General features: G+C 73.7%; 18 protein-coding genes and 1 pseudogene. 11 read left to right on the top strand and 8 right to left on the bottom strand.

From position 1 onward, the window contains the following. Positions 1–39: 39 nt before the first annotated feature. Together AB0L06_RS16895 and AB0L06_RS16890 are read right to left on the bottom strand one after the other, a co-directional pair. A complete protein-coding gene (locus AB0L06_RS16895) occupies positions 40–708 on the bottom strand; it encodes a response regulator (RefSeq protein ID WP_500231922.1) in 669 nt (222 codons plus the stop codon). Then, positions 705–1,871 (bottom strand): sensor histidine kinase, encoded by a 1,167-nt coding sequence (locus AB0L06_RS16890; RefSeq protein WP_500231921.1) that lies wholly within the window; start codon positions 1,869–1,871, stop codon positions 705–707. The genes AB0L06_RS16895 and AB0L06_RS16890 overlap by 4 nt, the downstream gene beginning before the upstream one ends. Before the next feature lie 271 nt (positions 1,872–2,142). Between AB0L06_RS16890 and AB0L06_RS16885 the strand changes: the two genes are divergently transcribed. The 3 genes and pseudogenes from AB0L06_RS16885 (at position 2,143) to AB0L06_RS16875 (ending at position 3,547) form a co-directional block, all read left to right on the top strand. Then, entirely contained in the window at positions 2,143–2,802 is a 660-nt protein-coding gene (locus tag AB0L06_RS16885) for a DUF6461 domain-containing protein (protein WP_500231920.1), read from the top strand. Between the two features lie 49 nt (positions 2,803–2,851). After that, positions 2,852–3,067: pseudogene (locus AB0L06_RS16880) on the top strand (sensor histidine kinase); the annotation flags it as partial. A 51-nt stretch (positions 3,068–3,118) separates the two neighbouring features. Further along, positions 3,119–3,547 (top strand): RNA-binding S4 domain-containing protein, encoded by a 429-nt coding sequence (locus tag AB0L06_RS16875; RefSeq protein WP_500231919.1) that lies wholly within the window; start codon positions 3,119–3,121, stop codon positions 3,545–3,547. A gap of 33 nt (positions 3,548–3,580) precedes the next feature. Here AB0L06_RS16875 and AB0L06_RS16870 read toward each other — a convergent pair whose 3' ends face one another. Together AB0L06_RS16870 and AB0L06_RS16865 are read right to left on the bottom strand one after the other, a co-directional pair. Next, positions 3,581–4,912 carry a cytochrome P450 gene (locus AB0L06_RS16870; RefSeq protein WP_500231918.1) on the bottom strand — a complete coding sequence of 444 codons (1,332 nt, stop codon included), beginning with the start codon at positions 4,910–4,912 and terminating at the stop codon, positions 3,581–3,583. Between the two features lie 63 nt (positions 4,913–4,975). After that, positions 4,976–5,992, bottom strand: coding sequence for a zinc-binding dehydrogenase (locus tag AB0L06_RS16865; RefSeq protein ID WP_500231917.1), 1,017 nt, complete (start codon positions 5,990–5,992; stop codon positions 4,976–4,978). Between the two features lie 156 nt (positions 5,993–6,148). Here AB0L06_RS16865 and AB0L06_RS16860 point away from each other — a divergent pair, with 156 nt between their 5' ends. After that, entirely contained in the window at positions 6,149–6,826 is a 678-nt protein-coding gene (locus tag AB0L06_RS16860) for a TetR/AcrR family transcriptional regulator (protein ID WP_500231916.1), read from the top strand. 214 nt (positions 6,827–7,040) lie between these two features. Then, complete coding sequence (locus AB0L06_RS16855) at positions 7,041–12,545, top strand: ATP-binding protein (RefSeq protein WP_500231915.1); 5,505 nt, start codon at positions 7,041–7,043, stop codon at positions 12,543–12,545. 25 nt (positions 12,546–12,570) lie between these two features. On the opposite strand, the gene AB0L06_RS16850 is transcribed toward AB0L06_RS16855, so the two are convergent. Beyond that, a complete protein-coding gene (locus tag AB0L06_RS16850) occupies positions 12,571–13,485 on the bottom strand; it encodes an MBL fold metallo-hydrolase (protein WP_500231914.1) in 915 nt (304 codons plus the stop codon). A 163-nt stretch (positions 13,486–13,648) separates the two neighbouring features. Between AB0L06_RS16850 and AB0L06_RS16845 the strand changes: the two genes are divergently transcribed. Together AB0L06_RS16845 and AB0L06_RS16840 are read left to right on the top strand one after the other, a co-directional pair. Beyond that, positions 13,649–15,394 carry an ABC transporter permease gene (locus tag AB0L06_RS16845; RefSeq protein ID WP_500231913.1) on the top strand — a complete coding sequence of 582 codons (1,746 nt, stop codon included), beginning with the start codon at positions 13,649–13,651 and terminating at the stop codon, positions 15,392–15,394. 25 nt (positions 15,395–15,419) lie between these two features. Next, positions 15,420–16,814, top strand: coding sequence for an ABC transporter ATP-binding protein (locus AB0L06_RS16840; protein ID WP_500231912.1), 1,395 nt, complete (start codon positions 15,420–15,422; stop codon positions 16,812–16,814). A gap of 77 nt (positions 16,815–16,891) precedes the next feature. On the opposite strand, the gene AB0L06_RS16835 is transcribed toward AB0L06_RS16840, so the two are convergent. Both AB0L06_RS16835 and AB0L06_RS16830 read right to left on the bottom strand, forming a co-directional pair. Next, positions 16,892–18,517, bottom strand: a complete 1,626-nt coding sequence (locus AB0L06_RS16835; protein ID WP_500231911.1) for an NRAMP family divalent metal transporter — start codon at positions 18,515–18,517, stop codon at positions 16,892–16,894. Between the two features lie 502 nt (positions 18,518–19,019). Continuing rightward, positions 19,020–19,442 carry an ArsR/SmtB family transcription factor gene (locus AB0L06_RS16830; RefSeq protein ID WP_500231910.1) on the bottom strand — a complete coding sequence of 141 codons (423 nt, stop codon included), beginning with the start codon at positions 19,440–19,442 and terminating at the stop codon, positions 19,020–19,022. 163 nt (positions 19,443–19,605) lie between these two features. Here AB0L06_RS16830 and AB0L06_RS16825 point away from each other — a divergent pair, with 163 nt between their 5' ends. Beyond that, the gene (locus AB0L06_RS16825; RefSeq protein ID WP_500231909.1) at positions 19,606–19,767 is read left to right on the top strand and encodes a hypothetical protein; all 162 of its coding nucleotides are present in this window, start codon (positions 19,606–19,608) and stop codon (positions 19,765–19,767) included. An 80-nt stretch (positions 19,768–19,847) separates the two neighbouring features. On the opposite strand, the gene AB0L06_RS16820 is transcribed toward AB0L06_RS16825, so the two are convergent. Beyond that, positions 19,848–20,285 (bottom strand): SRPBCC family protein, encoded by a 438-nt coding sequence (locus AB0L06_RS16820; RefSeq protein WP_500231908.1) that lies wholly within the window; start codon positions 20,283–20,285, stop codon positions 19,848–19,850. A gap of 122 nt (positions 20,286–20,407) precedes the next feature. Here AB0L06_RS16820 and AB0L06_RS16815 point away from each other — a divergent pair, with 122 nt between their 5' ends. The 3 genes from AB0L06_RS16815 to AB0L06_RS16805 all read left to right on the top strand — a co-directional run bounded on the left by AB0L06_RS16815 (position 20,408) and on the right by AB0L06_RS16805 (position 23,915). Then, the gene (locus AB0L06_RS16815) at positions 20,408–21,616 is read left to right on the top strand and encodes a Tm-1-like ATP-binding domain-containing protein (RefSeq protein ID WP_500231907.1); all 1,209 of its coding nucleotides are present in this window, start codon (positions 20,408–20,410) and stop codon (positions 21,614–21,616) included. Beyond that, a complete protein-coding gene (locus AB0L06_RS16810) occupies positions 21,613–22,440 on the top strand; it encodes a phosphoenolpyruvate hydrolase family protein (protein WP_500231906.1) in 828 nt (275 codons plus the stop codon). Before AB0L06_RS16815 ends, AB0L06_RS16810 begins: the two co-directional genes overlap by 4 nt. Positions 22,441–22,619: 179 nt before the next feature. Then, complete coding sequence (locus AB0L06_RS16805) at positions 22,620–23,915, top strand: cytochrome P450 (RefSeq protein ID WP_500231905.1); 1,296 nt, start codon at positions 22,620–22,622, stop codon at positions 23,913–23,915. Positions 23,916–24,021: the final 106 nt, after the last annotated feature.

Genomic DNA, 24,021 nt, shown 5'->3' with positions numbered 1-24,021 from the left:
GGTTCACGTTCGCGGTCGGGACCGGGTTCGCGTTCGTGGTCAGCCGAGCCAGCCGGGGCGCACCACGCCCGACTCGTAGGCGAGCACCACCAACTGCGCCCGATCGCGCGCCCCGACCTTCGCCAGGATGCGGCTGACGTGCGTCTTCGCCGTCGCATGGCTCAGCACGAGGTGCCGCGCGATCTCGTCGTTCGACATCCCCGCCGCGACCAGTTCCAGCACCTCCCGCTCCCGGACGGTCAGCGCGTCCAACACGGTGCCGGACGGCGGTGGCGCCGCCAGCCGGGTCGCGAACTCGGCGATCAGCCGCCGCGTCACGGCCGGGGCGAGCAGCGCGTCCCCGCGCGCCACCACCCGCACCCCGTGGATCAGCTCCATCGGCTCGGTGTCCTTCACCAGGAACCCGCTCGCGCCCGCCTGGATCGCCCCGTACACGTACTCGTCCAGGTCGAACGTCGTCAGGATCACCACCCGGACGCCCGCCAGCCGCGCGTCCCCGACGATCCGGCGGGTCGCCTCCAGACCGTCCAGCACCGGCATCCGGACGTCCATGAGCACCACGTCGGGCCGCAGCTCCCCCGCCAGCCGCACCGCCCGCGCGCCGTCCTCGGCCTCACCGAGGACGTCGATGTCCGGTTCGCCCTCCAGGATCGAACGGAATCCGGCGCGCACCAGCGTCTGGTCGTCGGCCAGCACCACCCGGATCACGCGGACCCCTCCCCGGGCAGCGGCAGCCGCGCCCGCACCCGGAACCCGCCGTCCGGGCCGGGGCCCGCCGTCACCTCGCCGCCCATCGACACCGCACGCTCCCGCATCCCGCGCAGCCCATGCCCGCCGCCGCCCGCCGCCGTCCCGTCCACCGGTCCCCGCCCGTCGTCGTCCACCTGCACCACCAGCGCCCCGGCGGACCTCTCGATCCGCACCGCGACCGTCCTCGCCCGCGCGTGCCGCACCGCGTTGGTCACCGCCTCCTGGACGATCCGGTACCCGGCCAGATCGACCTCGACGGGCAGCCCGGCCGCCGCGTCCCGGCCGTCCAGCCGGACCGCGAGGCCCGCCGCGACCGCCTGGTCGAGCAGCTCGCCGACCCGTTCCAGGGACGGCGCGGGCGCGACCGCCGCGACGTCCTCGTCCACCTGCCGCAGGACGCCGAGGGCCGTCCGCAGCTCCCGCAGCGTCTCGCGGCTCGCCAGCTTGATCGCCTCCAGCGCCGTGTACGCCCGCTCCGGCTCGTCCCGCCGGTGCAGCGCCGCGCCCGCCTGCACATTGATCAGCGAGATCTGGTGCGCGAGGACGTCGTGCAGCTCCCGCGCGATCCGCAGCCTCTCCTGGACGGCCCGCCGTTCCGCCTCCAGCTCGCGCGTGGCCTCGGCCTCCGCCGCGCGCCGCTCCGCCTCGTCCGTCCGAGCCCGGCGTCCCCGCACGTAGTGGCCGAGCCAGACCGTGATGAGCAGGCCCAACGCCAGCCACGCCAGCGCGTTGTCGTCCATGAGCCGCCGCCCGCGAACGAGCCCCGCCCCCACGGCCACGCCTTCGACGACCCCGGCGAAGGTCAGCGCCACCCACGACCGGCGCTCGACCGCCACCGTGAACAGCGCGACCGGGAACACCAGCGCGAACGCCCCGCCCGGATACCCGAGCGGGTAGTACAGCAGCACCGCCGACGTCACGACGACGAGCACCGAAACCGGAAACCGCCGCCGCGCCGCCAACGACGAGGCCGCCACCAGAACCAGCACCCCGCCCCAAGGCCACAGCGCCCGCTCCCCGGCGAGCCCCCGAACGGCCGGAACCCCGAAAAGCACCAAAGCCGCCACCGCCGCGAACCCCACGTCCCCACGCGAAACCCGCAGCATCCGGATCAGCCTCACGGACCCAACGTAGCTACCTTCGTCCCCCAAATCCCGCATACACAGAACCGCATACCTCGCGGTTCGCCCACAGCACGCCCAGCCCATCCCCGCATACGCGGGGAGCACGCCACCACTGGACGGCGCCTGTGGCGCAAGACGGGACCATCCCCACATGCGCGGGGAGCACATTTCGTGACCACATGCTTGCACGGTGTGGGGTGTTTCGCGTGCGATTCGAAGGTCTGCGACTAGCCCTTTCGGGACGAGACAGGCGCTCTAGGCTGACCGGATGTCATCCGATACCGGACGCTCACACGCCATCGCCGCCGACTACGAGTGGGCCGACGACGGCGGCGGGGGCCTGTTCTCGGCGTACTGCCTCACGCTGGTCCGCGGGGTCGCGCCGGACGAGTTCATGCGGCGGCTCGGCGCCCGGATCCTGCACCAGGCGCGGCCGCTCGACCTGGACTTCTACGAGACGGCCTTCGAGTACTGGGACGAGCCGCACTACGGGAACGTCCAGTTCATCGGCGCGACGAGCGTGCCCGGGGACGGCGGCGAATGGACGCTCGCCATTGAGGTGAACGGGCATCTGGGCGTCACGCCCAACGTGATCTGCCCGGTCTCGGCGGGGACCCGGCTGGTCTCGCACCGCTACAACGACGGCAACGGGCACGGCGACTTCATGTGGGCCGAGGACGGCGACGTCCGGCTGGAGTTCGAGCCGCTGTTCGCCTGGAACCGGGCGGGCAGCACGCCCGACGCGCTGCTCGACGACATGCGGCAGATCGGCTTCGACCTGGACCAGGACGGCGACGACGTCGGGCCGTCCACCTCGGGGGCGTTCGCGCTGACCGAGCGGCTGACGGGAATCCGTGTCACCGAGGCACTCGTCGATGAGGCCGTGTTCCTCTGCGGAGAGGCGTCGGACTCCCGAGCCGGTTCGTGATCGCGTAGAGCCGGACGACGCGAGGGCGCGGACACGGCCGCTGCCCCGCGCCGAAGACCTGCCTCACGTCTTCGACCGTTTCTGGCGGGCCGAGAAGTCCCGCTCGCGCCAGACCGGCGGCAGCGGGCTCGGCCTGTCGATCGTGCGCAAGCTGGTCGAGGCGCACGGCGGGACGGTCGAGGCCCGCAGCATCCTGGGCGCGGGCTCGACCTTCATCCTGCGCCTGCCTCCGGCCCCACCGGCATCGGACGGCGCCACACCGTGATCGCGGAAAATGGGTCGGGAGCGGTCGGGGGGCGGCGCTAGGGTGCGGATCATGGCAGGCGAGGAGACGGTACGGGTTGATCTGTGGATCTGGTCGGTTCGGCTGTTGAAGACCCGGTCGCAGGCGACGACGGCGTGCCGGGCCGGGCATGTGCGGGTGAACGACGAGCGCGCCAAGCCCGCCACGGCGGTCAAGGCCGGGGACGAGGTGCGCGTGCGGGTCGAGGGCCGCGAGCGCGTGGTCGTCGTGAAGAAGGTCATCCGCAAGCGGGTCGGGGCGCCGGTGGCGCAGGAGTGCCTGATCGACAACAGTCCGCCTCCGCCGCCGCGTGAGCTGACGATGCCGATCGGGCTGCGGGACCGCGGCGCGGGCCGTCCGACCAAGCGCGACCGGCGGGACATGGAGCGGCTGCGGGAGCGGCTGGACGCCCCGCTGTTCGGCGATCCGGACAAGATCAAGCGCCGGCTCGACGAGGACTGACCCCGGCGCGGGACGCCCCGATCCGCGTGGACGTCACGTCCCCGCCGATCGGGGTGTCACGTCCATGCGGATGTCGCCGTCCGCCCACAGGACGAACCGCTCGATCGGCGTGATCGTCTGCCCCGGCGCGAGCCGGAACCGGAAGCGCTTCAGCAGGATGGCCAGGACGAGCTGGGCCTCGACCATCGCCAGGGCGGCGCCCTCGCAGCCGCGCGGGCCGAGTCCGAACGGGATGTAGGCCAGGCGCGGACGTCCGGCCGACGCCTCCGGGGTGAACCGGTCCGGGTCGAAGCGCTCCGGGTCGGGCCAGTACTCCGGGTTCATGTGGACGGCCCAGAACGGATAGAAGATCGTCGTCCCCGCCGGGACGGTGTACTCGCCGAGCGCGACCTCCTCGGTGGCCTCGCGGGCGCCGTAGGGGCCCGGCGCGAACAGGCGCATCGCCTCTTTGAGGACCCTGTCCAGGTAGGTCATCCGCCTGAGGTCGCCGTAGTCCGGGACGGCCCGTCCGCCCAGGACGGCGTCGACCTCGGCGGCGGCGCGCGCGGCCGCGTCCGGGTGGCGGGCGAGCAGGTAGAGCGTCCAGGAGATCGCGACGCCGGTGGTGTGGTGGGCCGCGAGCATGATCATCAGCGCCGAGTCGCGGATCCGGGCCGGCGGGATGTCCGCCCTGGCCAGGGCCGCGATCAGGTCGGTGCGGTCGGCGTCGCCGGGTGCCGCGTGATGGGCGGCGAGGACGTCGTCCACGGTGCGGCGCAGGTAGGCCAGCGAGGACGCGGCGCGCGGCTCCGCCTCGGATCCGACCTGGTAGAGGCGGGACAGGTACTCGGTCAGGACGTCCTCGAAGGCGGAGACGACGCGTCCCGACCGCTCCGGGGAGAGGCCGCCGCCGAGCGCGTAGGCGCTGATCATGCGCAGCGACAGTTCGCTCAGGTCCTTCTGCAGCTCGACCTCGCCCTGACGCTCCCACCGGGCGGCCAGCTGGACGGTCAGCTCGACGAAACGGTCGAAGTGCGCCTCGTGCGAGGGCCGTCCGGCCAGGACGGACAGGAGCACCCGGCGCCACGGCGCGTGCTCGTCGGCCGGGAGCGTCTGGAGGTTGCCCGCCTCCTGGAGCGGGGCCAGGAAGGCGAACAGGGCCTCCGGACGCTTGTCGATCCCGGCCGTCGCCTCCAGCAGGACGGGGTCGGCGACCGAGACCGCGACGTCCGCGCCGGGCAGGGCGAACCGGACGACCGGACCGTACTCGGCGTGCAGTTTCAGCTGGTAGTTGTGCAACCCCCCGGCCGCCGCGATGGCCTCCACGCCGTCCTGCGTTGGCGGGCCGGGGATTCGGTCCAGGTCCGGGGTGCCGTCGCCTCGCATGGTGCCCTCCCGTGTCGACCGGTCACGGCACCAGGCGTACCCGGGGACGGCGCGGGGAAGCCGTCAGGGCTTGAGGACGATCCGGATCGGGTCACCCTCCTTGGCCTCCAGCGCCCGGACGGCCTTGGCGGCGTCCGCGAGCGGCATGACGGCGCTGACCGAGCGGGAGAAGTCGAGCCGGTGCGTGCGCAGGAGCTTGACCAGTTCGACGACGTGCTCGGGCGTGGAGCCGTAGTGGCCGAGCAGCTTCTTCTGGAAGAAGCTGAACAGGGTGCCCTCGGTGATCGTGATGGGCTTGTCGGTGAGGCCGACGAGGGTGAGGCGTCCGCCGGGGGCGAGGGCCGCGACGGCCTGCTCGCGGACGGCGGGGACGCCCGCGAAGTCGAACGCGGCGGCGACGCCCAGGCCTCCGGTGGCGGCGAGGACCCGATCGCGGAAGCCCGGGTCGGCCGGGTCGAGGGCGAGGTCCGCGCCGAACTCGAGCGCGCGCTCGCGGGCGGCGGGCAGCGGGTCGACCGCGATGATCGGGGCGGCTCCGGCCATCCGCAGCAGCTGGACGCCGTGCGCGCCAAGCCCGCCGACGCCCCACACGCCGACCGCCTCGGCCGGACGCACCTGGGCGGTCGCGGTGATCGCGCCCCACGGGGTGGAGACCGCGTCCGGGACGAAGCACGCCTGCTCGAACGGCAGGTCGTCGGGGATCGCGACGAGGGTGTCGACACGGGCGAGGGCGTACTCGGCCCATCCGCCGTCGTAGTCGACGCCGCGCGTGTAGGTCATGCCGTCGCGCTCCTCGCCCGCCTGGAGCAGGACGCGGTCGCCGACCTTCGCACGGGTGACGCCCGGGCCGAGGGCGTGGACGGTGCCCGCGGTCTCGTGGCCGAGGGTGACCGCGTCGGCGGTGAGCAGGAACGGGGTCAGGGTGCCGTCGATGAGGTGGGCGTCGGACAGGCAGACCCCGGCCGCCTCGACCTTGACCAGCACGTGGTCCGGGCCGGGCTCGGGCACCGGGACCTCGTCGACCCGGAACTCGCGTCCGCCTTCCTCGTTGAAGTGCAGCCGTCCGGCCAGCATGGCCATCGCCTCCCGATCCGCCGCGCCACAGGGGACGCGCGCGATGTTTGTAGCCGTATGTCCCTTTATTCCCTCCAACTCTCGACACAGTGTCGATGTTCCCGACGTGTCGTAGATCTCGACACCGTGTCGACTGGAGTCGACGGATTTAGAATCGAAGGCATGGCGACGTCACGACCCTCGGCGCACCACTCCTCGGCGAACGGCCCCTCGGCGCACCGGGCCTCCCGCAGCCGCCGCTCGTCGCGCCCGTCGGGCGACGAGCGCGAGGCGGCCATCCTCGCTACGGCCGAGCGGCTGCTGGCGGAGCGTCCCCTGGCCGAGATCTCGATCGAGGACCTCGCCTCCGGCGCGGGCATCTCCCGTCCGACCTTCTACTTCTACTTTTCGTCCAAGAAGGACGTCCTGCTCTCGCTGCTCGACCGGGTGGCCGAGGAGGCGGACCGGGCGATCGTCCCGCGCCCGCCCTCCCCCATCGCCGATCCGGCGGCCTTCTGGCGGGACGTCCTGACCGCGTTCCTCGGCGCCTTCGGCTCGCACCGCGCGGTCACCGCCGCCGCGGACGCGGCCCGCGCGAGCGATCCCGAGATCGGCGCGCTCTGGTCCCGGCTCATGACCGGGTGGGTCGACCGCGACGCCGCGATCATCGAGGCCGAGCGCGCCGCCGGCGCCGCCCCGGACGGCCCGCCCGCCCGCGAGCTGGCGACCGCCCTGAGCCTCATGGTCGAGCGCTCCATGACCGCCCTGTTCGCCGACCAGGAGCCCGCGCTCCCCCGGGAGCAGCTGGTCGAGACCCTGCTGCACGTCGTCCTGAGCGCGGTCTACGGCACGGCCGCGTGACCGTCACAGGGACCTCGAACAGCGCACGGTAAGCACTACGTCACCGAGGGACACCAAGGGGTTTTGTGGGGTTCCCACAAGGCAAAGGGCCCGGCACGTGTGGGCGCACGCCTTGGTTTGGCGGGTCGAGATCGGACAGGCTGGAGGACGGACTAGGCGACACCCGGCACCGGGTGTCGCCCATCGTGTTCACGGGTGTTTGGAGGCTCGGCCGGTGTTCAGGCGAATCGCGATCGTCAACCGCGGAGAGGCCGCGATGCGGCTCATCCACGCGGTCCGGGACCTCGCGGCGGAGACGGGGGCGCGGATCGAGACCGTCGCGCTGTACACCGACGCCGACCGCACCGCGACGTTCGTCCGGGAGGCGGACGTCGCCTACTCGCTCGGCGCGGCGGCGGACCGGCCCTACCTGGACCTGGCGGTCCTGGAGCGGGCCCTGGTGGAGACCGGCGCGGACGCGGCGTGGGTCGGCTGGGGCTTCGTCGCCGAGGACCCGGCGTTCGCCGAGCTCTGCGACCGGATCGGGGTCACGTTCGTCGGGCCGTCCGCGGACGCGATGCGGCGGCTGGGCGACAAGATCGGCGCGAAGCTGATCGCCGAGGAGGTCGGCGTCCCCGTCGCGCCGTGGAGCCGCGGCGCGGTCGAGACCCTCGAGGACGCGCTGCGCGCCGGGGAGGAGATCGGCTACCCGCTGATGCTCAAGGCGACCGCGGGCGGCGGCGGGCGCGGCATCCGGAAGGTGTCGTCGCACGACGAGCTGACCGACGCCTACGAGCGGACGAGCCAGGAGGCGCTGCGCGCGTTCGGCTCCGGCGTGGTGTTCCTGGAGCGCCTGGTCACCGGGGCGCGGCACGTGGAGGTCCAGGTCATCGCGGACGGCCAGGGCACCGCCTGGGCGCTCGGCGTGCGGGACTGCTCGGTCCAGCGCCGCAACCAGAAGATCATCGAGGAGTCGGCGTCGCCGGTGCTCGAGCCGGAGCAGGTCGCCGACCTGAAGTCGTCGGCCGAGCGGCTGGCGCTGGCGGTCGGGTACCGCGGCGCGTGCACGGTGGAGTTCCTGTACCACCCGGGCGAGCGGCTGTTCGCGTTCCTGGAGGTCAACACGCGCCTCCAGGTCGAGCACCCGATCACCGAGATCACCACGGGCACCGACCTCGTCCGGCTCCAGCTGCACGTCGCGGACGGCGGGCGGCTGGAGGGCGAGCGGCCCGCCGAGCTCGGGCACGCCGTCGAGGCGCGGCTGAACGCCGAGGACCCCGATCGCGACTTCGCGCCCGCGCCCGGACGCATCGCGCGGCTCGTGCTGCCCGCCGGCCCGGGCGTCCGGGTGGACACCGGGGTCGGCGAGGGCGACCGGATCCCGGCCGACTTCGACTCCATGATCGCCAAGATCATCGCGTTCGGCCGGGACCGCGACCACGCGCTCGGCCGCCTGCGCCGGGCCATGGCCGAGACCACGGTCGTGATCGAGGGCGGCGCGACCAACAAGAGCTTCGTGCTGGACCTGCTGGACCGTCCCGAGGTGGTCGACGCGTCCGCCGACACCGGCTGGATCGACCGGGTCCGCGCCGAGGGCGGGCTGGTCGCGCACCGGCACTCGGCCGTGGCGCTCGCCGCCGCGGCGATCGAGGCGTACGAGGAGCAGGAGCGGGCCGAGCGGCAGCGGCTGCTGGCGACGGCGTCCGGCGGACGGCCGCAGGCGCGGCACGAGTCGGGGCGTCCGCTGGAGCTGAAGCTGCGCGGCGTCGGCTACCGGGTGCGGGTCGCGCGGGTCGGCGCGCAGCGGTTCCGGGTCGGGCTGGAGGCGGGCGACCAGGTCCGCACGGCGGACGTGGAGCTCGACCGGTTCGACCGGCACGCCGGGCAGATCGTGGTGAACGGCGTCCGGTACCGGCTGCTCACCGGCACGCACGGGCCCGTCCACCTGGTCGAGGTCGACGGCGTCGCGCACCGGATCAGCCGGGACGAGGGCGGCGTCGTCCGCTCCCCCGCGCCCGCGCTGGTGGTGGCCACGCCCCTCGCGGTCGGCGCGGAGGTCGAGGCGGGCGCTCCGGTGCTGGTGCTGGAGTCCATGAAGATGGAGACGGTGCTGCGCGCGCCGTTCAAGGCCCGGCTGAAGGAATGCCTGGTGTCGGTCGGCGGCCAGGTCGAGACGGGCGCGCCGCTGCTGCGGCTCGAGCCGCTCGTGGACGACGAGGCCGAGGACGAGGACGACACGGCGCCGGTGGACCTGGACCTGCCCGCCGTCCCCGACTCGCTGCCGCCGCACGAGCGGGTCTCCCACGGCCGGAGCGAGCTGCTCGGCCTGCTGCTCGGCTTCGACGCCGACCCCTACGACGAGCGCCGGACGCTGGACGACTACCTGGCCTCGCGCCGGGCCGCCGTGGGGAACGGGGACCGTCCGCTGGGCGCCGAGCTGGAGCTGCTCACGGCGTTCGCCGACCTCACCGAGCTGGGCCGCGACCGCGCGGCCGCCACCCTGTTCGCCGGGAGCGACGTCGGCCCCGACGGGCACGTGCACAGCCCGCGCGAGTACTTCCACACCTACCTGCAGTGCCTGGACGTCGAGCGGGCCGGGCTGCCCGAGGACTTCCAGGGCAGGCTCCGCGCCGCGTTCGCGCACTACGGGGTCACCGACCTGGACCGGTCGCCCGAGCTCGAGGCGGCGGTGTTCCGGATCTTCCTGGCGCGGCAGCGGGCGTCCGCGCACGCGTCGGTCATGACCGCGCTGCTGCGCGCCTGGCTGGAGGGGCAGCCGCCGGAGGAGGCGCTGGCCGAGCCCGCCGCGCTGGCGCTGGAGCGGCTGATCTCCGCGACGCAGGTGCGGTTCCCGATGGTGTCGGACCTGGCGCGCGGCGTGGTGTTCGCGTGGTTCGGGCAGCCGCTGCTGCGCCGCAACCGCGCCCGCGTGTACGCCGGGGTCCGCCGCCACCTGCGGCACCTGGACGCGCTGCCGGACTCGCCGGACCGCGCCGAGCGCATCGCCGAGATGGTGCGCAGCACCGAGCCGCTGGTGCGGCTGCTCGGGCAGCGGCTGATCCGCGGCGGCCGCAACGGCGCCGGGCTGGACAACTCGGTCATGCTCGAGGTGCTGACCCGCCGCTACTACGGCAACAAGGAGCTGCTGGACGTCGGGACCGCGACGGCCTCGGACTGCGCGTTCGTGGTCGCCCGGCGCCGGTCCGGGTCGTCGGTGGTGTCGGCCGCGGTCGGCTTCGAACGGCTCGGCCGCGCGCTGGACGGCCTCGCCGAACTCGCCTCGGCCGCGGACGGGTCCGACGCGATCGACGCCGACATCTACCTGTCCTGGGAGAAGCAGCCCGAGGACTTCGACGCCATGGCGGCGGCCCTCCAGCAGGTGCTGGCCGTCCACCCGCTGCCCGGGCGGGTGCGCCGCCTGACCGCGACGGTCGCGGGCAGCGGCGGCGCGGTGATGCACCACCACTTCACGTTCCGGCCGTCCACCGGCGGCATGATCGAGGAGCGGCTGATCCGCGGCCTGCACCCCTACATCGCGCAGCGGATGCAGCTGGAGCGACTGAGCGCGTTCGACCTCACCCGGCTGCCGTCGGCCGACGAGGAGGTGTACCTGTTCCGGTGCGTCGCGCGGGAGAACCCGTCCGACGAGCGGCTCGTCGCGTTCGCGCAGGTCCGGGACCTGACCGCGCTGCGCGACCAGGACGGCGAGCACGTCGCGCTGCCGATGGCGGAGTACACGATCGCGACCTGCCTGGACTCGATCCGGCGGGCGCGGGCGGAGCTGCCGTCGAGCAAGCGGTTCGCGACGAACCGGATCGTCTTCTACGTCTGGCCGCCGAGCGACCTGAGCCGCGCCGAGCTGGAGCAGATCTTCGAGCGGGTGCTGCCGACGGCCGAGGCCGCGGGCCTGGAGGAGATGCTGTTCATCGGGCGGCGGCGGGACGGGGAGTCCGGCGAGCTGCGCAAGGTCGCCGTCCGGGTGCGGTTCGACGCCGCGGGCGGGGTCGAGCTGACCGTCGGCGACCCGTCCGACGAGCCGGTCGAGCCGCTGGACGACTACCGGCAGAAGGTGCTGCGGGCGCGCTCCCGCCGGACGGTGTACCCGTACGAGCTGACCGGGCTGCTCGGCGACTTCGTCGAGCACGACCTGGACGAGGCGCACCGGCTGGTCCCGGTCGACCGGCCGAAGGGCCGCAACCGCGCCGCGATCGTCGCGGGCGTCGTGACGACGCCGACCGAGCGGCATCCGGAGGGCGTCGTCCGGGTCGTCCTGCTGGGCGACCCGACCAAGGCGCTCGGCGCGCTGTCGGAGCCGGAGTGCCGCCGCGTGATCGCCGCGCTGGACCTGGCCGCCGAGATGCGGGTGCCGCTGGAGTGGTACGCGCTGTCGGCCGGGGCCCGGATCTCCATGGAGTCCGGCACCGAGAACATGGACTGGGTGGCGGCCGCGCTCAAGCGGATCGTCGAGTTCACCCAGGACGGCGGCGAGGTCAACGTCGTGGTCGCGGGCATCAACGTCGGCGCGCAGCCGTACTGGAACGCCGAGGCGACCATGCTCATGCACACCAAGGGCGTGCTGGTCATGACGCCGGACTCGGCGATGGTGCTGACCGGCAAGCAGTCGCTGGACTTCTCCGGCGGCGTGTCGGCCGAGGACAACTTCGGCATCGGCGGCTACGACCGGGTGATGGGCCCGAACGGCCAGGCGCAGTACTGGGCGCCGGACCTGCCGTCCGCGCGGGACGTCCTGATGGCGCACTACGACCACACCTACGTCGTCCCGGGCGAGTCCGGGCCGCGCACGACCGGCACGTCCGACCCGGTGGACCGCGACATCCGGGACTTCCCGCACGTGGTCGAGGGCAGCGACTTCGCCCGGGTCGGCGACATCTTCTCCGCCGAGCACAACCCGGACCGCAAGAAGCCGTTCGACATCCGCACGGTCATGCGCGCGCTGTCGGACCAGGACCACCCGGTGCTGGAGCGGTGGGCCGGGATGGCCGACGCCGAGACCTCGGTGGTGCAGGACGTCCACATCGGCGGACGCCCGGTCTGCCTGGTCGGGATCGAGTCGCGGGCGGTGCCGCGGCGCGGCTTCCCGCCCACCGACGGCCCGGACTCCTACACGGCCGGGACGCTGTTCCCGCAGTCGTCGCGGAAGACCGCGCGGGCGATCAACGCCGCGTCCGGGAACCGTCCGCTGGTGGTGCTGGCGAACCTGTCGGGCTTCGACGGCTCGCCGGAGTCGATGCGCAAGCTCCAGCTGGAGTACGGCGCGGAGATCGGCCGGGCGATCGTGAACTTCGACGGCCCGATCGTGTTCACCGTGATCTCCCGCTACCACGGCGGCGCGTTCGTGGTGTTCTCCAAGGCGCTCAACCCGAACATGACGGTGCTGGCGCTGGAGGGGTCGTTCGCGTCCGTGCTGGGCGGCGCCCCGGCGGCGGCGGTCGTGTTCTCCGGCGAGGTCAACGCCCGGACGGCGAACGACCCGCGGGTCACGGCGCTGCAGGCGGAGGTCCCGGCGGCGATGGGCGCGGAGGCGGTGGAGCTCCGGGCGCGGCTGGCCGAGGTCCGCGCGTCCGTCCGCGCCGAGAAGCTGGGCGAGGTCGCCGCCGAGTTCGACCGCGTGCACAGCATCCAGCGCGCCGTCGAGGTCGGCTCGGTGGACGCCATCGTCGGCGCCGCCGAGCTGCGTCCCCGCGTCATCGAGGCGATCGAGCGCGGCGTCCGGAAGTGACGCGGACCCCTGACCCGCCCGGCCGTCAGGCCAGGCAGGTCAGGGGTTTCCCGTCGTTGTACTCGATCATCTCGAGGATGGCGGCGCCGATGTCGAGCCGCGCGGCGGGCTCGGCCCCGGCGTGCTCGGCGAAGGCCCGGTGCAGGTTGCCGACGACGCGTTCGGCGTCCGTCCAGTCGGCGAACTCGCCGAGGTCGGCCTCGCGGGCGGCCTGCAGGGGCGTCAGGCCGGCGCCCGCGGCGTCCCGGGCGAGGTCCTGGATCCAGCGCAGGTAGCGCTCGGTGCGGTCGAACAGCTCGGGCCCGCCGACCGGCCCGTGACCGGGCAGGACGTGGTCCGCGCCGAGCGCGCGCAGCCGGTCGAGCGCGGCGAGCGTCCCGGACACTGATCCCCACAGGACGAACGGGGTGCCGCCGTTGAACACGATGTCCCCGGCCAGCAGCGTCCGCCTCTCAGGGATCCACACCACCACGTCGTTGTCGGTGTGCGCCGGGCCCGCGTGGCGCAGTTCGACCGGAAGGTCCCCGAGGTGGAGGGTCATCCGGTCGGAGAACGTCACGTCCGGCGGGCTGACCGGGACGTCGCCCCACTCCACGTCCGGCCAGAGCTGCCGCACGAGCGTCCCCTGTTCGAGGACGGCCGGACGGCAGAGGTCGTGCCCGATCACCCGTGCCCGGCCCGCGAACAGGTGGTTGCCATGCGTGTGGTCGCCGTGGTGGTGGGTGTTGACGACCGTCCGGATCGGACGATGCGTCACCGACGCGACGGCCTCGCGCAGCCGCCGCGTCCTCCGCTCGGTCGCGGCCGTGTCGACGAGGGTGACCGCGTCCGGGCCGACGAGCACGCCGGCGTTGTTGAGGCACCACGTCCCGTCCGGCTGGACGTAGGCGTGGATCCCGTCGGCGATCTCCTGGAGGTAGGGCTCGGGCACGGCGGACATTCGCGTCTCCTCGGGCGGGGGCGGCGGGACGATCGGCTCCGGGAGGGATACCCACGTCCCGGGCCGCGTACGGCTTGCTCCGCGGGCGGTCTGCGTTTCCTGTGACCCGGGTCGTCCAAAGCGGGCGAACGTGGCAGGCTGCACGCGTGGAAGCGGGTACGGGGTGACGCCTCCCCGGTGGGGGACGGGGCGTCCGCCACGGCCGGAGGGGGCGCGTCCCGGACGGTGGTCATGGGCGGACGCCGTCGTCGCGGTCGGGGTGGCGGTCCTGCTGTTCGTGGTGGTCCGCGCCGGATCCGGAACGGCGGTGTCGTTCGTGCCGTCGCGGGGCGGGCCCCTGGGCGCGGATCCCGGGCACCTGCCGTACTACGCGGTGCGCAGCCTGCTGCGGATGTTCGCGGCGCTCGCGCTGTCGCTGCTGTTCGCGCTGGTCTACGCGTACGCGGCGGCGCACTCGCGGCGGCTGGAGCGGGTGCTGATCCCGCTGCTGGACGTCCTGCAGTCGGTGCCGGTCCTGGCGTTCCTGACGGTCGCGGTGAGCGGGTTCGCGGCGCTGCTCCCCGGCTCGACGCTGGGCCTGGAGTGCGCCTCGGTCTTCGCGATCTTCACCTCGCAGGCGTGGAACATGGCGTTCGCGTTCCACCACTCGATCATCCGCACGCCGCGCGAGCTGGACGAGCTGTCCCGCGACCTCGGCTTCACCCGGTGGATGCGGTTCTGGCGGATCGAGCTGCCCGGCGGGGCGATCCCGCTGGTGTGGAACGCGATGATGAGCTTCGGCGGCGGCTGGTTCTTCCTCGTCGCGTCCGAGATGGTGACGGTCCGGAACGGCGGCCGCGCGCTGCCGGGCGTCGGCGCCTACGCGGGCCGGGCGATCGCCGCGGGCAGCCTCCGGGACGTCGGGTGGGCGATCGCGACCATGGCCGTGATGGTCGTCGGGGTGAACTTCCTGTTCTGGCGTCCGCTGGTCGCGTGGGCCGAGCGGTTCAAGGTGGAGCAGTCCGAGGCCCCCGAGGTGCAGCGGTCGCTGGTGCTGGACCTGCTGCGGCGGGCGCGCTGGCCGCGCATGCTCGCCAGGGCGCTCGCGCCGGTCGGGGAGGCCGCCGGACGCGCCGGACGCGTCTTCGGCCGCGACGGCCGCTCCTTCGGCGCGTCACGCCGGCGGCGGCGCGCCGGGGACGCGGCGTTCGCGACGGTCGTCGTGGTCGCGGTCGGCTGGGGCGCGGTCGACCTCGTCCGCTACCTGGACGACCGGACCGGCCTCGGCGTGTTCGGCGAGCCGCTGCTGCTCGGGCTCGCGACGCTCGCCCGGGTCGTGGTGCTGATCGCCGTCGCCACGCTGGTGTGGGTGCCGATCGGGGTGCGGATCGGCCTGTCCCCCCGGCTGACCCGCGTCGCGCAGCCGGCCGTGCAGGTGCTGGCAAGCTTCCCCGCGAACTTCCTGTTCCCCCTGGCCACCTGGTTCTTCGTCCGGACGGGGCTGCCGCTGAACCTCGGCGGCATCCTGCTGATGGCGCTCGGCGCGCAGTGGTACATCCTGTTCAACGCGATCGCCGGGGCCATGGCCGTCCCCACCGACCTGCGCGAGGCGATGGACGACCTGGGCCTGCGCGGATGGCGGCGATGGCGGCGGCTGATCGCCCCGGCGGTCTTCCCGGCGTACGTGACCGGCGCGGTCACCGCGTCCGGCGGCGCGTGGAACGCCTCGATCGTGTCGGAGATCGTGGCGTTCGGCGGGACGACTCTGACCGCGACCGGGCTCGGCGCCTACGTCGCGCACGCCGCCGAGGCCGGGGACCACCCGCGGCTGTTCGCGGGCGTCACCGTGATGGCGTTGTACGTGGTGGGGATGAACCGGCTGCTGTGGCGGCGGCTGTACCGGCTCGCCGAGCGCCGGTACTCGCTGTGAGGCCTGTGCTCAAGGTGGGGTGGAAATGACGGACGAGTTGCTGACCGCGCGGGGGCTGACCAGGTCGTTCGCGGGCGCGGACGGCGAGCTGCCGGTGCTGTCGGGGATCGACCTGACCGTCCGGGAGGGGGAGATCGTCGCGCTGCTGGGCCGGAGCGGGTCGGGCAAGTCGACGCTGCTGCGCTGCCTGGCCGGGCTGATCCCGCCGACCGAGGGCAGCGTGGCGTACCGGGGTGAGGTGCTGACCGGCGCGAACCCCGGCACGGCCATGGTGTTCCAGACGTTCGCGCTGCTGCCGTGGCTGACCGTCCAGCAGAACGTGGAGGTCGGGCTGGAGGCGCGCGGGATGCGGGCGGCGCGGCGGCGCGCGGCGGCGTCGCAGGCGATCGACCTGATCGGCCTGGACGGGTTCGAGTCGGCGTACCCCAAGGAGCTGTCCGGCGGGATGCGGCAGCGCGTCGGGTTCGCGCGGGCGCTGGTCGTGGAGCCGGACGTGCTGCTGATGGACGAGCCGTTCTCCGCGCTGGACGTGCTGACCGCCGAGAACCTGCGCGGCGAGCTGCTGGAGCTGTGGGAGTCGGGCGAGTTCCCGACCCGGGCGATCGTGCTGGTCACGCACAACCTCGAGGAGGCCGTGCTGATGGCCGACCGGATCGTGGTGCTCGGCGCGCGGTCCGGGGCGCCACGCGCCGGGGAGGGCGGGGTGCCGCAGGCCGGGTTCGGCGGGGCCCTGCGCGCCGAGTACGCCGTCCCGCTGGAACGGCCGCGGGACCGGGACGCGCCCGGGTTCGCGGCGCTCATCGACCGGATCTACCGGACGATGACCGGCCGCGGCGACGACGGTCCGGGCCCGCTTCCTCCGCTCGGTCTCGAGCCCGCCGCGGGGAACGGCGGTCCGGCCGCGCCGCGCCGCACCCTGGCGGGCACGCCGCTGCCGCCCGCGTCGGTGGACGGCCTGTCCGGGCTTGCCGAGATCCTGCTCCAGCACGACGGTCGGCTCGACATCGCCGAGCTGGCCGACGAGCTGGCGCTGGAGATCGACGACCTGCTCCCCCTCGTGGACGCGCTGGAGCTGCTCGGGTTCGGCGCGGTGGACGGCGGCGGGATCGCGCTCACCGGCGCGGGACGGCGGTTCTCCGGCGCGCACGTCCAGGAGTCCAAGAGGCTGTTCGCCGAGGCGGCGCTGCGCGTCCCGCTGGTCGGCACGATCACGACGAGCCTGGCGAAGGCCGCCGACCGCACCCTGCGCGCCGGGTTCTTCCGCGACCTGCTCGCGCACCACTACACCAGCGAGCAGGTCGCCCGGCAGATGGAGATCGCCATCGACTGGGGCCGGTACGCCGAGCTGTACGCCTACGACGCCGACCACACCGAGTTCCGGCTCGCCTCCGACACCCCCGGTGCCCCCGCGGCCGTCTGACCCGCGACGTCCGTCCGGCCCCCGCCTGCCGGACGGACGCCGCGCGCCGTCAGCCGCCCGCCGTCAGCCGTCCACCGTCAGCCGCCGGTCGCGAGCTGGACGATCCGGACGGCGACCAGCAGGCTCGCGACCACCAGGTAGAGGCGGAGCGAGGCCAGGCCGATCTTGCGTCCGGTGGACACGGCCGGCGCGGGCAGCTCGTCCAGCGGCGGCATGCGCCACGACATCCGGTCGCCGCCCGGAACCCGCGCGGAGGACCCGGCCGGGCGGCGCCGGACGGCCCGGACCGCCCAGAACGCGAGCGCCACCAGCCCGGCGGCTCCGCAGCCCGCGAAGATCCCGGTGATCTGCCCGCCGGTGATGCCGGGGAACAGCACGGCGGCGGTCAGGACGACCGACAGCGCGATCAGCACCGCGACGACGACCGCGGTGAACGCGTTCTTCGCCCGCCCGTTCACCCAGGGGCCGAGCACCGCGCGGTCGTTGCAGAGCAGCAGCAGGAACACCGACGCCGACGGCAGCAGGACCCCGGCCAGGGTCTGCACACCCTCGGTGAGCAGCCCCAGCGGCGAGCCCGGCGTGACGACGACCGCGGCCGAGACCGCGATCAGCCCGGCGAACACGGCGTAGAAGCCCTTGGCCTCGGCCGGGCGGCGGTGGAGGGAGTGCTTGAGCCCGAGCACGTCGCCGATCGCGTAGGCGGTGGACAGCGACACCGCGCACGCGCCGATGATGGAGGCGTCCAGCAGGGCGATCGCGAAGAGCACTCCGGCAGTGCGTCCGGCCTGGGCCTCCAAGCCCCGGGCGACGCCCTCGGCGTCGGTGAAGCCGCCCTGCCCGTGCAGCGCGGCGGCGGTGAAGCCGATCATCGCGGCGGCGCCGACGACCACGACGACGATGCCGATCCACAGGTCGGCGCGCTCGTACCGGATGAACCGGGGCGTGATGCGCTTGTCGATGACGTAGGACTGCTGGAAGAACAGCTGCCAGGGCGCGACGGTGGTGCCGACGATCGCGATGATCAGCAGCATGACGTCCGCCAGGTGCCCGCCGGGCAGGCCGGGCACCACCAGGTCCCGCGCCATCCGCCCGGTCGCGGGGTGAACGATCAGGTAGATCGGGACGAGCAGCAGGCTGCCGAGGCACAGGGCGACCGCGATCCGCTCGAACCGGCGGAAGTCGCCGGTGGACGCCGCGAGGATCACCACGCCCGCGGCGACCACCACCCCGGCCGCCTTCGGCAGTCCGAGGTAGGAGGTGGCGAGCGCGACGCCGATGAACTCGGTGACGATCGTCAGCGCGTTCAGCAGGAACAGGTCGATGACGCTGAACGCGCCCCAGAACCGTCCGAACCGCTCCAGGATCAGCCGAGCGTGCCCGACGCCGGTGACCGCGCCGAGCCGCAGCACCATCTCCTGGTTCACGTACAGGACGGGGACGAGCAGGAGCAGCGTCCAGAGCAGGCGGGTGCCGTAGTCCTGGCCCGCCTGCGAGTACGTGCCGAACGCGCCCGCGTCGTTGTCGCCGACCATGACGATCAGGCCGGGGCCGATGATCGCGAGCAGGGTCCGGAACCGGGCGGACAGGCCGGGCCGGGCGGCGAGGTCGCCGTGCCGGATCGAGCCGAACGCGCCGCGGATGTCGCCCACGTGCGCGTCGTCGAGCACGGCCTCGCGCGGCGTCGAGGTGAAGTCGGTGGTCATGTTTCAGACCCCTTTCCGGCCCGAGGGGCGGGCCGTTTCAGGGCATGCGGAAGTCCGCTCGCGAGCGCACGCGCTCAACGCCCGGCCTCAGGACAGCGCGAGAGGCATGGGCTCAGGACATGGGCTCAGGGCATGCGTCGGCGCGACCGCACAGGTCACGGCGACGAAAGGGGAAAGGCGAGCGGCTACAGCGTGCCAGGAGAGAAGAACACGCGGATGAGGGGCCGACTTCGGCCCGGACTACTACCGGACATCGTCCTCACCTCCGCCCGGTCCGGGACACCGCGCTCGGCGCGGCACCGCTCTCTCGACGGGGCCGTCCCGCGACCGGGACGGCGCGTCTTCGGGCGCACTCCGGCGCCCAGACGTATTTCACACGTATTTTCGCAACTATGCAACTAGCCAAGTATGCGGCGGTACGGGCCGTCGGAGGAAGTGAGAGGTCGCGCGGGCACGCGAGCAGCGCGTTATGGCGGGGCCGCCAGTTCGGCGGAACCGGGCGTCAGCCCCGGGCGAGACCGAGGCGCGCGACCGCCTGGCGCCGTCGCTGGACCGAGACGGTCACCGGCGCGGGCGCGTCGCCCCCGTCGCCGGGATCCGGCGGGTCGATCACGCCGGTGAGGTGCCCGGCCAGCAGCCCGGCCTCCGCGAGCACCGGACCGACGTGCGGGCTGGCCGCGCGGTAGAAGATCCGCGTGCCGTCCCGGCGCGAGGCCACCAGACCCGCGCCGCGCAGCTTCGCCAGGTGCTGCGACACGGCCGTCACATGCACCCCGATCAGCTCGGCCAGCTCACCCACGCCGTGCTCGCGCTGCGACACCGCGTACAGGATCTGGAAACGCGTGGGGTCCGCGATCGCCTTCAGCACCTCGACGATCGCCTCGACCCGCACCACCGGCGAGTCACCCGAGTCCTGCGCGTCCATGCGTCCAGCCTAAGCCACCCGCCCGATCTACGGAGGACCCGGCGGCAGGGTCCCCGGGCGCTCCCGCCGGGCCGCCGGTCTTGACGCTCGGGCCCCTTGACATGATCCACTACCTGAGTTGACTGTGCGCGAAGGATCATTCACCGGCAGGAGGGCCCGGGTCATGCCGATTCTGGACGCCGAAGACGCCTACGCCGCGGCGCTGTCCGAGACCGCGCGACTGCTCAGGGAGGACGCGCTGCTGCACGAGGCGCTCGCGGACCTGGCCGGGGACGACGCCGAGTACGCCCCGATCGGGCCGCGGCGGCCGCGCGCCGACCCCTGAAGGGCCGGCACGACAGGGGTCAGCGGGGGCACAGGCCGGCGGAGCGCGGCCCGGCAGGGCTCGGGTCGGCGGGACTCGGGTCAGCGGGACCTGGTGACGTGGACGCCGAGGTCGGCGAGCCCCGCCGCGAAGACCTCGTCACGAAAGAACGGCGTGAGCCTGCCCGTGTCCGCCTCGTCCGCCTCGTAGTCGGCCCACCACTCGACGAACGTCGCGCCGGACGCGGTGATCGGCGCGACCCGGATCGTCGCCCGGTAGCCGCGCACCGGGAACGGGCTCTCGACGAACTCGTAGCTCTGGGTGCGCGCCGCGTCGTCCAGCCCGGTCAGGCGCTCGACGAAGACGGCGTCGCCCGAGGTGAGGCGGCGGACGGCCCCGACGGTGTGGTCGTCGCCCTCCTGGAGGACGCAGGTGTCCAGCGCGGGATGCCACTCGGCGATCCCGCCGAACGCGCGGACCCACGTCCACACGTCGTCCACCGGGGCGTCGATGACCGCGCTCGCGTAGGGCTTCGGCATGGCGCCATCATGGCCCACCCGCCGCGCCCGTCCAAGGACCGGGAGCGCCGCGGCCGGGGCGCGGGCGGCCCACCTGATCACCCAAGGTAGCGTCGGGTGCGTTGAGGGAGGTGGCGAGCCTGATGGCTGCTGAAAACGGTCGGGTCGCCCTTGTGGTCGGGACGTTCGACACCAAGGGTGCGGAGCTGAGGTACGCGGCGGAGCTCGTGGCGGCGGCGGGGACGCCGGTCCGCACGGTGGACGTGTCCACCGGCGAGCACGACGAGAAGGGCGTGGACGTGACGGCGGCGGAGGTCGCGGCGTCCCATCCGGGCGGCCCGGGCGCGGTGTTCACCGGCGACCGCGGCACGGCCGTGTCGGCGATGGCCGTGGCGTTCGAGCGGTTCCTCGCCGGACGCGGCGACGTGGCCGGGGTGCTCGGGCTCGGCGGCAGCGGCGGCACGGCGATGATCGCGCCCGCGCTGCGCGCGCTGCCCGTGGGCGTCCCGAAGCTGATCGTCAGCACGGTCGCGGCGGGCGACGTCGCGCCGTACGTCGGGGTCAGCGACCTGACCATGATGCACTCGGTGACCGACGTCGCCGGGCTGAACCGGATCTCCCGGCAGGTGATCGGGAACGCCGCGCACGCGCTGGCCGGGATGGTCGCGCACCCGATCCCGCCCGCCGAGGACCGGCCCGCCGTCGCGCTGACGATGTTCGGCGTGACCACGACGTGCGTGACCACGGTCGCCGAGAGGCTGTCCGCCGACCACGACACGCTGGTCTTCCACGCCGTCGGCACCGGCGGGCGGGCGATGGAGGCGCTGGTCGGGGACGGGCTGATCAACGCCGTCCTGGACATCACCACCACCGAGATCTGCGACCTGATCGGCGGCGGGGTGTTCAGCGCGGGCCCGGAGCGGCTCGACGTGTTCGCGCGGGCGGACGTCCCGTACGTCGGGTCCTGCGGCGCCCTCGACATGGTGAACTTCGGCTCGCGCGGCACCGTCCCCGAGCGGTACGCGGACCGGCTGTTCTACGAGCACAACGCGCAGGTGACGCTGATGCGCACCAGCCCGGACGAGTGCCGCGAGATCGCCGCGTTCATCGCCGCGAAGCTGAACGCCATGGACGGCCCCGTCCGCTTCCTGCTGCCCGAGGGCGGGGTGTCCGCGCTGGACGCGCCGGGCATGCCGTTCTGGGATCCGGAGGCCGACCGCGTCCTGTTCGAGACGCTGGAGGCCCGGGTCGTGCAGACCGCCGACCGGCGCCTCGTCCGGTCGCCGCACAACATCAACGATCCCGAGTTCGCCGCCGCGCTGGTCGCGGCCTTCCAGGAGGTGTCCCGATGAGTTTCGCGCGCGCTGAGCTGGTCGAGCGCTTCACCGAGATGGCCCGGCGGGGCGAGCCGATCGTCGGCGGCGGCGCCGGGACGGGCCTGTCGGCCAAGTGCGAGGAGGCCGGCGGCATCGACCTCATCGTCATCTACAACTCCGGCCGGTACCGGATGGCGGGGCGCGGCTCGCTCGCCGGGCTGCTCGCCTACGGCAACGCCAACGAGATCGTCGTGGAGATGGCCTCCGAGGTGCTGCCGGTCGTGGAGCACACGCCGGTGCTCGCCGGGGTGAACGGCACCGACCCGTTCCTGCTGCGCGGGCCGTTCCTGGCCAAGCTGCGCGAGCTGGGCTTCTCCGGCATCCAGAACTTCCCCACGGTCGGCCTCATCGACGGCGTGTTCCGCGCCAACCTCGAGGAGACCGGCATGGGCTACGCGCTGGAGGTCGAGCTGGTCGAGGCCGCGCGCGCCGCCGACCTGCTGACCACGCCGTACGTGTTCTCCGCGGACGACGCGCGCGCGATGACCCGCGCCGGCGCCGACATCGTCGTGTGCCACATGGGCCTGACGACCGGCGGCGCCATCGGCGCGGAGACCGCCAAGTCGCTGGACGACTGCGTCGAACTCATCGACGCGTGGTCCGAGGCGTCGCTGAACGAGCGCGACGACGTCCTGGTGCTGTGCCACGGCGGCCCGATCGCCGACCCCGAGGACGCCGCGTACGTTCTCGCCAACACCAAGAACTGCCATGGCTTCTACGGTGCGAGCAGCATGGAGCGGCTGCCGACCGAGCGCGCGCTGACCGCCCAGACCCGGGCGTTCAAGCAGCTGCGGGGCTGAGCCCCGCACTCAGGGACCGGCCGTCAGGGGCCGGGCGTCCAGTGGGCGTCCGGCCCCTGAACGTCGTGTGTCCGGGGATCTGCTTCGGCGATTCCTGACAATGGACATCGACCGGAGTCGGGGTTACTTTTCCAGCAGTGATCACGCAAGCCCACTGTCCTCCTTGACCAAGGAGCCGCGTGGACAACGATGTGACTCACGCTCGCACCGAGGAGAACCCCCGGTACGGGCGTGGCCCGACCCCCGACCGCCGCCCCGCGAACCCCGACCCCGCCGCACCTCCCCCCACCTCGGTCTTCTCGCGTTCCGAGCCCGCCCCGCCGCCGTTCGACCCCGTCCGCGCGCTGGCCGAGCCCGCGGCGCTCCGGGACCCGCACGCCGTCCTCGACGAGCTCCGGTCGCACGACCCGGTCGCCTGGCACGAGGGCCTCGGCACCTGGCTGCTGACAAGGCACGCTGACTGCGTCGCGGTCCTGCGGGACGGCGAGCGCTTCGGGTCCGACCCGCGCCGCGCCGGGGTCGCGATGCCGCCGCAGGCGGTGAGCGTCCAGACGCTCGACCCGCCTGGGCACACCGCCGCGCGCCGTCCGCTGGTGGACGCGCTGCGCGAACTGGACCGTGCCGAGGTCGCGCCGATGGTCGCCGAACGCGCCCGCGCCCTCCTCGGCGACCTCGCCGGACGGCCGTCCTTCGACGTCGTGGCCGACTTCTGCGAGCCGCTCGCGGTGTCCACGATCTGCCGGTACCTGCGCGTCCCCGAGCCCGACCCGGCGTGGTTCGCGCCGCTCGCGGAGACCGTCGCGGCCGGGATGGACGCCGGGGTGTTCCCGGAACGGCTCGAGCCGGCGATGGCGGCGCGGGCGGAGCTGTCCGCGCTGACCGACGGCTGGCTCGCCGATCCGCCCCCGGACGGGATCGTCCGGGTCATCGCCGACACGGTGGAGGCGGGCGGCCTGGACCGCGCGGTCGCCGCGAACACGCTGCGGGCGCTGCTGCACGCCGGGTACACCTCGGCGAGCAAGCTGCTGGCTCTCGCGGTCGTGACGCTGCTGGAGCGGCCCGGCGCGCTCGCCGCCTTCGCCGCCGACCCGTCCCCGCACGCGGTGGACGAGCTGGTGCGCTTCTGCTCGCCCGTCCAGGCCCTGGGCCGGGTGTGCGTCGCGCCCGCCGAGCTGGGCGGCAGGCGGATCGAGCCCGGCCAGGACGTCACGCTCTTCCTCGGCGCGGCCAACCGGGACCCGGCACGGTTCGACGACCCGCACGACCTGCGCTTCGACCGCCGCCCGAATCCGCATCTGGGCTTCGGCAGGGGGGCGCACTCCTGCCTCGGCGCGCCGTTCGCCGCCGTCCAGACGCGGGTCGTGCTCTCCGTCCTCGCGGAACGTTCCGCGCCCCCGCGCGTCCTGGACGCGCCCGAGTACCGGGTCGCCCTGACCCTGCGCAGCCCCGCCCGGATGCGTGTCGCGCTGGGCTGAGCAGGGTCGGACGTCCCGCACCCATCAGGGAGTGAGAGAAGGGAGGACCCCATGAAGTACTGGCACTGATGAGCACCACATGAGGTCCGAGAGTTCGCGGCCGTCG

The organism is Spirillospora sp. NPDC052269 (assembly GCF_040679435.1).
Taxonomy (GTDB): Bacteria; Actinomycetota; Actinomycetes; order Streptosporangiales; family Streptosporangiaceae; genus Spirillospora.
Note: the sequence above shows the minus strand (reverse complement) of the source record. Positions and strands in the feature narration are given on the sequence as shown.